Genomic DNA, 12,980 nt, shown 5'->3' with positions numbered 1-12,980 from the left:
TTCAATACTGGCGCATCAGGTCGCGATGCGGAAGCGCGCGACGGAATTCTTCAATTCCTGCGCCAGCACTGAGAGCTTGTGAATGGATAAAGTGGTCTGCTGGGTACCTTCCTGCGTCTGCTCGGTCACCATCAGGATATGCTGGATATTCTGCGCCACGCCGCTGGCCGAAGTGGCCTGCTGGCTGGTGGCCAGCGCAATGCCGGAAATCAGTTCGGCCAACCGGTCCGACACTTGCGAAATGTCGTTCAGAGCGGCGCCGGCCGCATCGGACAGGCGTGCGCCTTCTACCACGCCCTGCGTGGATTTTTCCATCGCCGCTACGGCGTCATGGGTATCGGTCTGGATGGTGCGCACCAGTGCCCCGATCTGCTTGGCCGCTCCGGCAGAGCGCTCGGCCAGCCGCTGCACTTCTTCGGCTACCACCGAGAAGCCACGCCCGGCCTCGCCGGCCGACGCAGCCTGAATGGCGGCATTCAGCGCCAGCACATTGGTCTGTTCAGTGATATCGGAAATCAGCTCGGTAATCTCGCCGATCTCCTGCGACGATTCGCCCAGCCGCTTGATGCGCTTGGACGTGTCCTGTATCTGCTCGCGGATTTCATGCATGCCTTTGATGGCATTGGCCACCGCGGTCGCACCCTGCTGGGCTGCGGCGACCGACTGGCGCGCCACCTCGGCCGATTCGCTGGCCGAACGCGACACATCGTTAATCTGGTCCGCCATCTGCACCACCGTAGCAGAAGCGTCGATAATCTCGCGCGACTGCTGCTGCGAAGCGGCCAGCAAGCCGCTGGAAATATTCTGTGCCTGACTGGAGGCCTGCGTCACCTGCACGGCCGTTTCCGTCACCCGCCCTACCAACCCGCGCAACTCTTCCACCGTGTAGTTGACGGAATCGGCGATTGCGCCCGTGATGTCTTCCGATACCGTCGCCTGCACGGTCAGGTCGCCATCGGCCACTTCCTGCAGTTCGTTCATCAGGCGCAAAATCGCCGCCTGATTCTGTGCATTGGCCGCCTTGGCCTGCTCTTCCTGTTGCTGCGATTGCTGGCGCATGGCCTCGGCCTCGCGCCGGCGCCGCTCCGAACTGCGGGCCCGCTGCAGCGAATCAAGCAGCAGCACCCGGCCGATTGCAGCGGCCAGCAGCAGCGTCAGCGTACCGCACACCACCATCAGCCAGAACGCCAGACCCAGCGCATCCTGTTCCGCGCGGTAGGCCTGTTGCAAGCCGCTCAGGCGCTGGCGCAGCGCCTCGTTATCATTGAAAATCAGCTGCTCTGCATTTTTCGCCGCGCTGAATTTATCCAGTTTGTCGAGTATGCCCGCGACCAGCTTCTGATAATCCTCGAAGTCGGCTTTCAGACCGGCGATCTTTTCCCGCAGTTCCGTCGTATGTACGGCGCTCAGTCCCAGCGCCGGGCTGCCGTTCAGGAAGCCATCGAGCGTATTGCGGAACACGGTGGTATCGCGCCCCAGCTGGAATGCCGTTTCCGAACTGACGCCACCCATGGTGAGAAATTCGCCAGCATTGCGGCTCATGCGCTGGGTCAGCATGGTCAGTTTGCCCAGTGCGGCAATTTCGCGCGGCGTGCCACCCTGCTGCACCTTCAACGCCAGCACTTCCTCGGTACGCTGCAGCAGGTCCGGCGACATGGCGTTCAATTCCTTGAGCGTCTTTTCCACGCCGCTCAGGTCCTTCTTCAGCAACAGGATAGTGCCGGCGGCCAGATCGGAAGCCTGCCACTGCTTGCGCGCTGCCGCGACCGTGGGGGCCAGCGCTTCGATAGGTTCGCCCAGTCCGCGTCCCTGATAGCTGCCGCCGCGCAGCATCAGATGGAAGGCGCCATTGAGCTCCTTGCGGCTCTGTTCCAGCTGGCGGAAGCCTTCCTCGCTGCCTTGCACGGCACTCGATGCCGCCTTGCCTATCCGTTGCGAGTGCACCAGCGCATCGCTGGCCACCTGGGTCTGGGTAGAGCGATAGCCACTGTGGATGGTATTCAGGGCGACCGCCCCCACGCTCAGCAAAAGGCTCAGGGCCAGCGTGGTCGACAGAATGCTGAGCTGACGCTGGGCAGGCAGGTGGCCGATCAGCGGCAGGCGGAAGCTGCCGCCCGCATCGAGCGGCGCAGCCGCCGCCGGCGTGCGCAACACCAGCGCATCGCGCAGACGCAAAGGCGCATCCCCCTCGCTGGCCCCGGCCGGCTCCTGTCCCATCATCAGCGTATCGCCGCCAGCATCGTCCACCGCTGGCTGGGTTGGCCGGGTGCCGCGCGAGAATATCCCCATCTTGGTCGCCTTTCCTTGCAATCACCATCACTGACGCTGCCCGGGCAGCATCCCTGATCCCTGAAAATTCTTATAAGCCTACCTGCAGAAAGCCGGGTTCGCGTACCAGCTGGGCCAGATCGAGCCGGTTCCAGCGGCAGCCCTCGCTATCTTCGAACTGCTGGCGGCACCACTGCGGTGCCTGCGCTGCATCGTCCTGCGCCACCATATCCGCCAGATAGCGCAAGCCCAGCACCGCTTCTACCCGCACAGCGCAATGCAGCTTCAGCGCAGGTGACAGCGTAATGTCACGCTGGCCCGACGCTGTCGGTGCCGGCAGCTGGCCATGCAGATAGCTGGCCAGTTCCACCACCCCCGTCAGCTGGCCGCGGATATTGGCCAGCCCCAGATACCATGGCTGCGTCAGCGGCACCGGCGTCAGCGCCTGCAGCGGCACGATTTCACTGATCTGGGTCAAGTCCAGCAGGCAGTGCCGCCCGCCTATCATCACGCCCAGTTCGCGGCCCGTGCTGGCCGGCCCTGTCTTCGCAGCCTGCATACGTTCCAGCAGCTGCACCTGATACTGGCGCAAACGGCTGCGGCGTTCCGGCATGCTGGCTTCCATCTTCAGCCCAGTGCGGCGATCTGCGCCAGCAGCTCGCCCGCTACCACCGGTTTCACCAGATAGGCGCAGGCGCCCTGCCGCAAACCCCAGATCTTGTCGGTCTCCTGATTCTTGCTTGAGCAGATAATGACTGGCACATCCTTCAACTCCGGGTCACGAGCGATGGAGCGGGTTACCTGAAAACCGTTCGCCCCCGGCATCACCACATCCATCAGGATCAGGTCCGGTTTGCTGGCGCGGATTTTCAGCATGGCTTCTTCGCCCGTTTCGGCCGTGCTCACGCTATAGCCCTGCCGTACCAGGATATCGCTCAGGTAATAACGCTCAGTGGGCGAGTCATCCACAATCAGGACGTGGTGTATGGCCATGCTATGCCTCGACTATCGGATCGGCGGCCGGCGCTGCGCCCGTGTGCTCGCGCACGGCGGCCAGCAGGCTGTCCTTGGTAAAAGGTTTGGTCAGGTAGGCGGCGGCGCCCACCATACTGCCGCGCGCGCGGTCGAACAGGCCATCCTTGGAAGACAGCAGCAGCACGGGCGTGGCATGGAATCTGGCGCTTTTCTTGATCAGCGCGCAGGTCTGGTAGCCGTCCAGGCGCGGCATCAGTATGTCGCAGAACACCAGTGCCGGCTGATGATCGGCGATTTTGGCGAGCGCATCGAAGCCGTCTTCGGCCAGCACGACTTGATAGCCGGCCTGCGTCAGAAAAATCTCGGCCGACCGACGGATGGTGTTGCTATCGTCGATCACCATGATGATCAGATTTTGAGCGGACGGAGAGACAGTCATACGCTACACGCTAGACACTGGATGGATAGCCATACCATAGCATAGGCAGGGCGCCATCGGCGTAAATCCCGGCCCGGCGACATCAGATGGCAACCATCTCGAAATCGTCCTTGCGCGCGCCGCACTCCGGGCAGCTCCAGTTCATCGGCACATCGGCCCAGCGGGTACCGGGCGCGATGCCCTCATCCGGCAGGCCGGCCTGCTCGTCGTAGATCCAGCCGCAGATCAGGCACATCCACGTCTTGAATGGCTGCGTTGTTTCATTGCTACTCACGTTGGCCTACCCTTCAATCTAGTAAAATGCTGAATCAGGTATCTTAATCTACCCGCCGTGCAAATCCAAACTTCTCCCTTGATATTAAGCTTTGGCGCCGCCGATCCGGCCGGCGCCACCGGTGTGCAGGCCGATCTGGCGGTTTTTTCCGCGCTGGCCTGCACGGGTCTGAGCACCACCACCGCGTTGCTGATCGGCGACAGTGCCCGCATCGAAGACGTGCAGGAAGTCGATCCCGACTGGGTCTCCGACCAGGCCCGCGTGCTGCTGGAAGATATGACCGTGGCCGCCTTCAAGGTGGGCGCGCTGACCAACGTCGAGCAGGTGGCCGCGATTGCGGAAATCCTGTCCGACTATCCCGATGCCCCACTGATCCTCGATCCCTTCAGTTCGCGCCTGCCGGCCCTGTCCGATGACGATGCCGAAGAAGTCATGACGGCTGTGCGCCAGCTACTGGTGCCGCAAGCCACCCTGCTGATGCTGTCGCAGGTGGAGCTGGGCCGGCTGGCCGAAACCTGGCGCGAAGGCGGCGACGAGAGCATGGAGTCGGACATCGACCACCTGCTGGCACTGGGCTGCGAATTCGTGCTGGTCACCGGCACCAGCGCCGCTGCCGCGCAAGGCGAAAGCGCCGCACCCAACACACTGGCCAACACCCTGTATGGCGCCGACGGCCTGCTCAGCCACGACGCCTGGCAGCACATGGCCGGCCCCTTCATCGGCGCCGGCGGTACACTGTCGGCTGCCATAGCCGCCTTCATGGCGCGCGGCGCCGACGCGGTTGACGCCGTGGCCACGGCGCAGGAATATACTGTCGGCGCGCTGGCCCATGCACAGCGCTACGGTATGGGCAAACTGGTGCCCAACCGTTTTTTCCATCTCCAGCAAGCTTTACCTATTTGAACTCGACGACGCCATCATGACTACCACTTCCAAGAACGATCAGCTGTTCGAACGCGCCCAGAAAACCACGCCCGGCGGTGTCAATTCGCCCGTGCGCGCCTTCCGCTCGGTAGGCGGCACGCCGCGCTTCATCACCCGTGCCGAAGGCCCTTACTTCTGGGATGCCGATGACAAGCGCTATATCGACTACATCGGTTCCTGGGGTCCGGCCATCGTCGGCCACGCCCATCCGACCGTGATCAAAGCCGTACAGGAAGCGGCAACGCGCGGCCTGTCGTTCGGCGCGCCGACCGAAGGCGAAATCCTGATGGCGGAAGAAATCTGCCGACTGGTGCCATCGATCGAACAGGTGCGTCTGGTTTCGTCGGGCACGGAAGCGACCATGAGCGCGCTGCGTCTGGCCCGTGGCGCTACCGGCCGTGACAAGATCATCAAGTTCGAAGGCTGCTACCACGGCCACGCCGACGCCCTGCTGGTGAAGGCCGGCAGCGGTCTGCTCACTTTCGGCAACCCGACTTCGGCCGGCGTGCCGGAAGACTTCGTCAAGCACACGCTGGTACTGGACTATAACAACGTGCAGCAGATCGAAGACGCCTTCGCCTCCTACGGCGACGAAATCGCCTGCGTGATCGTCGAGCCAGTGGCCGGCAATATGAACCTGATCAAGGCCACGCCCGAGTTCCTGCAAGCCCTGCGCAATCTGTGCACCAAGCACGGCGCCATCCTGATCTTCGACGAAGTGATGTGCGGCTTCCGCGTGGCACTGGGCGGCGCCCAGCAGCTGTACGGCATCAAGCCGGACCTGACGGCGCTGGGCAAAGTGATCGGCGGCGGCTTGCCGGTGGCAGCTTTTGGCGGCAGCGCAGCCCTGATGAGCAAAATGGCGCCGCTGGGTGCCGTGTATCAGGCCGGCACCCTGTCCGGCAATCCGGTCGCCGTGGCGGCCGGCATGACCACCCTGAAGCTGATTCAGGAAGACGGCTTCTACGACCGCCTGAGCGCCAGCGCCAGCCGTCTGGCTGCCGGCCTGACCCAGGCTGCCAAGGATGCCGGCATCGAATTCTGCGCCGACGCCATCGGCGGCATGTTCGGCCTGTACTTCAGCGCTACGCCGCCGAACAACTACGCCGAAATGATGGCCGGTAACCGCGAACGCTTCAACGTGTTCTTCCACGCCATGCTGGACGAAGGTGTGTACTTCGCACCGGCCGCCTTCGAAGCAGGCTTCGTTTCGGCCCAGCACACGGATGCCGTGATCGACGAAACCATCGCTGCTGCTGCACGCGTCTTCAAAAAACTGGCGTAAGAAAACGGCGGGCAGGTCCGGCAAACTGGCGATGCTTATATTGCATCGCTGGTTTGCGGGACCTGCCCGCCGGCGTTTACCGCCTAGGCAATCCGCCTAGATTTCGTCCTCTTCGTCTTCCTTGGCCATCTGGATCACGCCGGTGTTGAAGTTGTACTCGAACAGATCGCCGTAACGTCCCCATTCGATCGCTACACGCAACGCTTTTTCCGCTTCTTCCGCACTCAGCGTAAACCGCAGCAGTTTGAGGAACAGGTCTTCCGGCAGGTCGCCCGATTTGTCCTGCTCCAGCCCGTGGCAGATGTAGGCAATCAGCGGTACGTGCTCCAGCAGCTGGTGGCCGAACATTTCCTGCCGCTCCGTATTGCTGGCGGCCGCGTATTTGCTACCCAGCTCAGTGAGCAGGATGTCGCCGTTGGTCAGGTAGGCAAAGCCCAGCAGTATCAGGCCATTCAGCACTTCCAGCAGTTCCGCGTCCGTCAGCTCGGTTTCTTCTGCCAGTTGCGGCAGGTCGGCCCGGCCATGGAACGGCTCTTCCGCCAGCAGCTCCAGTATCCCTTCCATGTGGGCGATGCCGGCCTGCGGCAGACGGTCGCCCAGTTGCAGCTTGACTTCCTTCTCGCTGATCAGGCCACGGCGCCCTGCTCCTGCCGTCATCAGCTCGTACACCTTGTCGATCAGCTGGCGCACTTCATTGCTTTCGGCCTTGCGCGGCTGCGGCAGCGAAATCGGCAGCTCGGCGCGCACACGGCCCGGATCGCTGGCGAAGATCAGTACGCGGTCCGCCATCATCACGGCTTCTTCGATGTTGTGCGACACCACCAGTATGGCCTTGGTAGGAATCTGGCCCGACTGCCACAGTTCCAGAATTTCTTCGCGCAGGCGTTCGCCCGTCAGCACATCGAGCGCGGAAAACGCTTCGTCCATCAGCAGCACTTCCGGTTCCATCACCAGCGCGCGGGCAATGCCGACACGCTGGCGCATGCCGCCCGACAGCTCGCGCGGCAGTGCGCCTTCAAAGCCGGACAGGCCGATCAGGTCGATCACTTTCTCCGCGCGGCGCGCCCGTTCTTCAGCTGGCATGCCCTGCGCTTCCAGGCCCAGTTCCACATTCTTCTGCACCGTCAGCCACGGGAACAGCGCGAACGACTGGAACACCATGCGGATACCGCGCGCCGTGCCGTACAGCGGCATGCCGCGATACAGCACCTGCCCCGCATCGGCCTGGATCAGCCCCGCCATAATCCGCAGCATGGTGGATTTGCCCGAGCCGGACTGGCCCAGCAGCGCCACGATCTCGCCTTCATGCAGCGTGAAGTCCACGCCTTCCAGCACTGCACGGGCAGAACCATCGGCGCCACGGAAATGCTTGCCGACGGCTTTCAATTCGACGATAGGAGTGCTCATAATTCGATTCCGATACTGATACTGATACTGTTAGCGCACTAGAAGTGCAGGCGGCTCTCGGCCAGCGTGTACAGGCGGCGCCAGACAAAGTGATTGAAGCCCATGACGAAGATGCACATCACGCCTATGCCCAGCGCAATGCGCGGGAAGTCGCCCGCCGTGGTCATCTCCTGAATATAGCTGCCGATGCCGTGCGCCTTCAGCGTAGTCGGCCCCCAGCTCACATATTCGGCCACGATGCTGGCATTCCACGAACCGCCCGTTGCCGTAATCGCCCCCGTGACAAAACTGGGGAAGATGGCCGGCAGCAGATAGCGGCGCCATTTCAGCCAGCCCGTCAGGCCGAAGTTCTGCGCCGCGTGGCGCAACTCGGTGGGGATGGTGGAAGCACCGGCAATCACGTTAAACAGCAGATACCACTGGGTACCGAGGATCATCAGCGGCGACAGCCAGATATCGGGATTCAGATGGAAACGCACGATGGCCACTACCGCTACCGGAAACACCAGATTGGTCGGGAAGGCCGCCAGGAACTGCGCCACCGCCTGCGTGCGCGAAGCCCAGCGCGGGTTCATGCCTATCCACACACCGACCGGCACCCACACCAGCGCGGCCAGCGCCAGCAGCAGGATGACGCGCACCAGCGTGTACAGGCCCAGTACGAACACGTGCCCCACTTCGCTCCAGCCCACTTCCGTGCTGATGAAGTGCCCCAGACTCCACAGCGCATAGAACACCACGGCAGCAATCACGGCATCCCATACGCGCTGCGGCACCAGCGAAGGCTGATCGCGCCGCGCACGGATCGAGGTGCCATCGTGGCCCAGACGGAACAGCGCAATCGAACGCCCCAGCAGATCGCCAAACCATGCCACGATGGCCTGCGTGCGCTCGGTACGGCGCAGCCACGTCAGCAGCCACGATTGCTGTGCCGTGTCGCTACCCGTTTCCTCGAAACGGAAGCGGTCGGCCCATGCCAGCAAAGGACGGAAGAACAGTTGATCGTACATCAGCACGGCCACGAACATGGCGGCAATCGCCCAGCCGATGGCGTGCATATCGCTCTGCGCAATTGCCAGCGCGATGTAGGAGCCGATACCGGGCAGCTTGATGTCCTGGCCCGAGACCGAAATCGCTTCCGAAGCCACCACGAAGAACCAGCCGCCGGACATCGACATCATCATATTCCACAGCAGGCCGGGCATGGCGAACGGCAGCTCCAGCCGCCAGAAGCGCTGCCAGCCCGACAACTGGTACACCTGCGCTGCTTCGGACAGTTCGGCCGGCACGGTGCGGAAGCCCTGATAGGCCGAGAAAGCCATATTCCACGCCTGCGACGTGAAGATGGCGAAGATGGCCGCGCATTCGACGCCCAGCAGATTACCGGGGAATAGCGCGATAAACGCCGTCACGGTAATCGACAAAAAACCCAGAATCGGGATCGACTGCAGTATATCGAGCAGCGGCACCAGCACTTTTTCCGCCAGCCGGTACTTGGTGGTCAGCGCCGCGAACACGCAGCTGAACACCATCGAGGCACCCAGCGCGATAAACATGCGCAGTGTGGTACGCAACAGATAGTAAGGCAGATAACTGGGGTCTAGCGACAGGGGCAGCGCCTGCCCCAGCTCATAGGGGCGCGCCATCTGCTGGCTACCATAGGCCATCAGCACAAAGACTGCTAATACGATGGGCAGCAAAGCCCAGTCCCAGCGGTTACCGCCGGCTTCCACGACCTGGCGTGGGAAAAATTGCCGTTTTTTGTTCATGTTCGCACTTTCGATGGCCAGCATACCCGATGCGTTTGACCGGAAAGTGACACTGGCGCGATTTTAAGCGATAAAACCGGCCAGCTTTATTACAGAACTGAAAGTTCGAACAGTGGGCTTATTTCAGCCAGCCGCGCCGGCGGAAGTACCAGAACGGGGCGATGGCGCTGGTTACCATCAGCAGCAGCGCGAACGGATAGCCGAGCGACCATTCCAGTTCCGGCAGCCACTTGAAGTTCATGCCGTAGATAGAGGCGATCAGGGTAGGCGGCAGGAAGGCCACGCTGGCCACCGAGAAGATCTTGATGATCTTGTTCTGGTTAATGTTGATGAAGCCGACGGTGGCGTCCATCAGGAAGTTAATCTTATCGAACAGGAAAGAGGTGTGCCCGTCCAGCGATTCGATATCGCGCAGAATCTGGCGCGCTTCCTCGAACTGCTCGGAGTTGAGCAAACGGCCACGCATCAGGAAGCTGACGGCGCGGCGCGTATCCATCATGTTGCGGCGGATACGGCCATTCAAATCTTCCTCGTGGGCGATGGCGTTCAGTGCGGCCGCTGCGTCCTGGTCGGTGAATTCTTCCTGCAGCACGCGGCCACTGACCTCTTCCAGATTCTGGTAGATGCCTTCCAGCGCATCGGCCGAGTACTCGGCGTCGGTGGCGTACAGGTCGAGCAGCACGTCCATGTAGTCGGCAATCGAGCCGGGGCGCGAACGGGCGCGCATGCGCACCAGCCGGAACACCGGCAGATCGTCGGTATGTACGGAGAACAGCATCTTGCGCGCGAGGATGAACGCCACCGTCACGATGCGCGAAGGGCCATCCTCTTCTTCCAGCAGGAAGTCGGTGCGCAGGTGCAGATCGCCGTTTTCCGCTTCGTAGTAACGGGCCGACGCTTCGATGTCTTTGACTTCGTCTTCACCCGGCAGCGTTACGCCGTAGATGGTCTTGACCCATGCACGTTCGTCATCCGTCGGGTCGGTCAGGTCCACCCAGACCGGTTCGACCTGCTCCAGATCGGCGCGCGTATCGATAGGTACCTGGTTGAGCCGGCCGTTCTGGAGTACGAAAACATTAATCATGGGTGCGCGAGCCTTCTGGAAACAGCGCAAGTGTACCCGCAAAGGCCCTGCCTAAGCCAGCCTGTATAGGCGAATTTCCGCACCTACCGTGCTTTTTTCTGCCCGTCTAGGGTAATTCTGCCGAATTCATGCGGCGCAGGATCACTTCCGTGCGCTTCGCCAGATAGTTGGAATCGCGGTGCTTGTCGAAAAAGCGCGGATTAGGCAGCATCACGGCCAGCTTGGCCGCCTGCGCCGGGCCAAGATTGGCCGCGCTGACGCCGTAGTAATGCCGCGCTGCTGCCTCGGCGCCGAAGGTGCCCGTGCCGAATTCCACCACGTTCAGGTAGATTTCGAAGATGCGCTCCTTCTCCATCATGGTTTCCAGCATATAGGTGATGATCAGCTCCTGCCCCTTGCGCAGATAGCTGCGCGAGCCGGACAGGAACAGGTTCTTGGCCAGCTGCTGGGTAATGGTGGAGCCACCCGATACCACCTTGTGCTTCTTGGCGTTCTTGTCGTAAGCCTTCTGCATGGCTTCCCAGTCCACCCCGTCGTGGTCGGAGAAGTTGGCATCTTCCGAAGCGATGATGGCGCGCTTGAGGTTATTCGAGATGCGCGCATACGGCACCCACAGCTGCTGGATATTCGCCTTGGGGTTCTTTTCGCGCAGCGCGGCCTGCTGGGCGCGCATAAAGCTGGTGCTGCTCGGGTTATGGTCTACCCACCACCAGATCTGCACGAAGAAATACAGCTGCACCAGCGTGAATAGCAGCAGCGGCGCCAGTATCAACCACTTGAGCCAGCGCCAGATACCGCGCTTGCCCGCGCTCACAGCTGCTCCCTCAGTGCCTTCAGCACGGCCGCCGTTTCCGGCTGCACGCCGCGCCACAGGCTGAAGGCTTCCGCTGCCTGCTCGACCAGCATGCCCAGCCCGTCACGCAGGCGCGCGCCATGCTGGGCCGCGAACTGCAGAAACACGGTAGGCTGGGCGCCGTACATCATGTCCAGCGCCAGCGCAGCCGGCGCGAACACGCTGGCCGGCACGGGCGGCAGCTCGGCACTCAGGCTGGCCGACGTGGCATTGATGATAATGTCGTACTGCCCCTGAATTTCGGCATAGCCGCAGGCCGATACCACGCCCTCGCCACCGAGTGCAGCAAACTGCTCGACCAGCGCTTCGGCCGTCGCCACGGTGCGGTTGGCAATCACCAGCTGGGCCGGACGGTATTCCAGTATCGGCAGCACCACGCCGCGCGCTGCACCACCGGCACCTAGCAGCAGCACCCGCTTGCCCGTAATCGGCACACCGGCATTGCGCACGATATCGGCCACCAGCCCGGCGCCATCAGTGTTATCGCCGATGATGCCTTCGTCCGTAAAGTGCAGCGTGTTGACGGCACCGGCAGCGCGGGCACGGATGGTCAGCGCCTGCGCCACCTTGACGGCTTCCAGCTTGAACGGCACGGTGACATTGGCGCCCTTGCCGCCTTCGGCGATGAAGTCCTGCACTGCGGCGGCAAAACCGTCCAGTGGCGCCAGCCGGCGCTCGTAGCTGAGCTGCTGCCCCGTCTGGGCTGCAAACGCAGCGTGGATATCGGGTGATTTGCTATGGGCGATAGGGTTGCCAAAAACGCAGTAGCGATCCATCAGTGTCCTCCGCCGCTTAAATCGGCTTGTAGTTTATCTTCGCGGGTAAATTTGAACGTGGTGACGATCACCCACAGATCGTCTTTTTCATTCGACAGCATATTCGGCGGGAATTTGCCGAATGGCGCGGCACGGCGCACGATGTTCACGGCTGCAGCATCCAGCTCAGGGTTGCCGGAACTACGGTCTACCTTGATGCCGCCATCAGCCATGTAGATGGTGCCATCCTGGAAAACCGGAATCGACAGCACCAGCTGGCCATACAGCTTGCGCCCGCGCGCCTGCGGGAAATTCAGCGTACCGATATCCTCGATGCGCTTCTGGATCGCCTTGTAATACATGGCGTAGCCCACCCCGCGCGTGCTCGGCGTGATAAAGGTTTTCTTGGGGCGCTTGTTCTGGTCTTCGATGCTTTCGCTGATTTCCGCCGCACGGCGGGCTATCGCCTTGCTGGCGTCAAGCAGGTCGGCGCCAGTCGGGGTCGGATCGGGCTTGCTCTTTTCCGTTACGGGCGGTGCCACAAAGGGGGTGGCCACCTTGGCCTGCGTCAGCAGCTTTTGCTGCAGCTCTTCCAGCTGGGCGATGCGGCGCTTGGCCGCCTTGATGCTGTCGCCCGTTTCCATCTTGCGCATATCGGGCATGGGCGACTTGGAACGACCCTGATCGACCGTGCCGCCGCCATCCAGATTGGCCTGCGCCAGTGCATCGGCCTTGAGCGGCGCCTTGCTATGCTTGGCATTCACCAGAATCACTTCCAGTCCGGGATCGGTCGGCTTCACAGGCGCCGCAACAGGCGCCACCAGCCGCACGGCCAGCATTGCACCGTGGGCCAGCAGCGATATGCCGCAGGCCAGATACAGGAGGCGATTTTCTCGGAAGGACTTCACACAGGGCCGCTAGCTAGGGTTGGCGCTTTATAGGCAGAT

13 protein-coding genes are annotated in these 12,980 nt (G+C 62.2%); 2 read left to right on the top strand and 11 right to left on the bottom strand.

Features of this window, described 5'->3' with window-relative positions:
• Positions 1-15: 15 nt before the first annotated feature.
• The 5 genes from GTP23_RS02060 to GTP23_RS02040 form a co-directional block, all read right to left on the bottom strand.
• Positions 16-2,289 (bottom strand): methyl-accepting chemotaxis protein, encoded by a 2,274-nt coding sequence (locus GTP23_RS02060; RefSeq protein WP_371866787.1) that lies wholly within the window; start codon positions 2,287-2,289, stop codon positions 16-18.
• Between the two features lie 70 nt (positions 2,290-2,359).
• Positions 2,360-2,881 carry a chemotaxis protein CheW gene (locus GTP23_RS02055; protein ID WP_229255893.1) on the bottom strand — a complete coding sequence of 174 codons (522 nt, stop codon included), beginning with the start codon at positions 2,879-2,881 and terminating at the stop codon, positions 2,360-2,362.
• A 14-nt stretch (positions 2,882-2,895) separates the two neighbouring features.
• Positions 2,896-3,261, bottom strand: coding sequence for a response regulator transcription factor (locus GTP23_RS02050; protein WP_161033641.1), 366 nt, complete (start codon positions 3,259-3,261; stop codon positions 2,896-2,898).
• Position 3,262: 1 nt separating this feature from the next.
• Positions 3,263-3,682 carry a response regulator gene (locus GTP23_RS02045; RefSeq protein ID WP_161033640.1) on the bottom strand — a complete coding sequence of 140 codons (420 nt, stop codon included), beginning with the start codon at positions 3,680-3,682 and terminating at the stop codon, positions 3,263-3,265.
• An 82-nt stretch (positions 3,683-3,764) separates the two neighbouring features.
• A complete protein-coding gene (locus GTP23_RS02040) occupies positions 3,765-3,917 on the bottom strand; it encodes a rubredoxin (RefSeq protein ID WP_020701174.1) in 153 nt (50 codons plus the stop codon).
• A gap of 96 nt (positions 3,918-4,013) precedes the next feature.
• Between GTP23_RS02040 and thiD the strand changes: the two genes are divergently transcribed.
• Both thiD and hemL read left to right on the top strand, forming a co-directional pair.
• Positions 4,014-4,859, top strand: coding sequence for a bifunctional hydroxymethylpyrimidine kinase/phosphomethylpyrimidine kinase (gene thiD, locus GTP23_RS02035; protein ID WP_161033639.1), 846 nt, complete (start codon positions 4,014-4,016; stop codon positions 4,857-4,859).
• A 16-nt stretch (positions 4,860-4,875) separates the two neighbouring features.
• Positions 4,876-6,165: a glutamate-1-semialdehyde 2,1-aminomutase gene (hemL, locus tag GTP23_RS02030; RefSeq protein WP_161033638.1), complete on the top strand. Its 1,290-nt coding sequence runs from the start codon at positions 4,876-4,878 to the stop codon at positions 6,163-6,165.
• A 96-nt stretch (positions 6,166-6,261) separates the two neighbouring features.
• Here hemL and GTP23_RS02025 read toward each other — a convergent pair whose 3' ends face one another.
• The 6 genes from GTP23_RS02025 to GTP23_RS02000 form a co-directional block, all read right to left on the bottom strand.
• On the bottom strand, positions 6,262-7,572 hold the full coding sequence (locus GTP23_RS02025; protein WP_161033637.1) for an ABC transporter ATP-binding protein: 1,311 nt from the start codon (positions 7,570-7,572) through the stop codon (positions 6,262-6,264).
• Between the two features lie 38 nt (positions 7,573-7,610).
• Complete coding sequence (locus GTP23_RS02020; protein WP_155432889.1) at positions 7,611-9,341, bottom strand: ABC transporter permease; 1,731 nt, start codon at positions 9,339-9,341, stop codon at positions 7,611-7,613.
• A 118-nt stretch (positions 9,342-9,459) separates the two neighbouring features.
• Entirely contained in the window at positions 9,460-10,425 is a 966-nt protein-coding gene (gene corA, locus GTP23_RS02015) for a magnesium/cobalt transporter CorA (RefSeq protein ID WP_155432888.1), read from the bottom strand.
• A 106-nt stretch (positions 10,426-10,531) separates the two neighbouring features.
• Positions 10,532-11,239 carry a monofunctional biosynthetic peptidoglycan transglycosylase gene (mtgA, locus tag GTP23_RS02010; protein WP_161033636.1) on the bottom strand — a complete coding sequence of 236 codons (708 nt, stop codon included), beginning with the start codon at positions 11,237-11,239 and terminating at the stop codon, positions 10,532-10,534.
• Positions 11,236-12,054, bottom strand: a complete 819-nt coding sequence (gene aroE / locus GTP23_RS02005) for a shikimate dehydrogenase (protein ID WP_161033635.1) — start codon at positions 12,052-12,054, stop codon at positions 11,236-11,238. Before aroE ends, mtgA begins: the two co-directional genes overlap by 4 nt.
• The gene (locus tag GTP23_RS02000; RefSeq protein ID WP_161033634.1) at positions 12,054-12,941 is read right to left on the bottom strand and encodes an energy transducer TonB family protein; all 888 of its coding nucleotides are present in this window, start codon (positions 12,939-12,941) and stop codon (positions 12,054-12,056) included. The genes aroE and GTP23_RS02000 overlap by 1 nt, the downstream gene beginning before the upstream one ends.
• Positions 12,942-12,980: the final 39 nt, after the last annotated feature.

Origin of the sequence: Duganella fentianensis (genome assembly GCF_009857835.1) — a bacterium.
GTDB classification, from domain to species: domain Bacteria; phylum Pseudomonadota; class Gammaproteobacteria; order Burkholderiales; family Burkholderiaceae_D; genus Rugamonas; species Rugamonas fentianensis.
This window is presented reverse-complemented; position numbering and strand designations above follow the sequence as displayed.

What these genes read in the sequence shown, in the direction of transcription:
- hemL (WP_161033638.1), top strand. Translation starts at nt 4,876, where the DNA reads ATGACTACCACTTCCAAGAACGATCAGCTGTTCGAACGCGCCCAGAAA.
- GTP23_RS02020 (WP_155432889.1), bottom strand. Translation starts at nt 9,341, where the DNA reads ATGAACAAAAAACGGCAATTTTTCCCACGCCAGGTCGTGGAAGCCGGC.
- GTP23_RS02050 (WP_161033641.1), bottom strand. Translation starts at nt 3,261, where the DNA reads ATGGCCATACACCACGTCCTGATTGTGGATGACTCGCCCACTGAGCGT.
- corA (WP_155432888.1), bottom strand. Translation starts at nt 10,425, where the DNA reads ATGATTAATGTTTTCGTACTCCAGAACGGCCGGCTCAACCAGGTACCT.
- GTP23_RS02040 (WP_020701174.1), bottom strand. Translation starts at nt 3,917, where the DNA reads ATGTGCCTGATCTGCGGCTGGATCTACGACGAGCAGGCCGGCCTGCCG.
- aroE (WP_161033635.1), bottom strand. Translation starts at nt 12,054, where the DNA reads ATGGATCGCTACTGCGTTTTTGGCAACCCTATCGCCCATAGCAAATCA.
- GTP23_RS02055 (WP_229255893.1), bottom strand. Translation starts at nt 2,881, where the DNA reads ATGCCGGAACGCCGCAGCCGTTTGCGCCAGTATCAGGTGCAGCTGCTG.
- GTP23_RS02045 (WP_161033640.1), bottom strand. Translation starts at nt 3,682, where the DNA reads ATGACTGTCTCTCCGTCCGCTCAAAATCTGATCATCATGGTGATCGAC.
- GTP23_RS02025 (WP_161033637.1), bottom strand. Translation starts at nt 7,572, where the DNA reads ATGAGCACTCCTATCGTCGAATTGAAAGCCGTCGGCAAGCATTTCCGT.
- GTP23_RS02060 (WP_371866787.1), bottom strand. Translation starts at nt 2,289, where the DNA reads ATGGGGATATTCTCGCGCGGCACCCGGCCAACCCAGCCAGCGGTGGAC.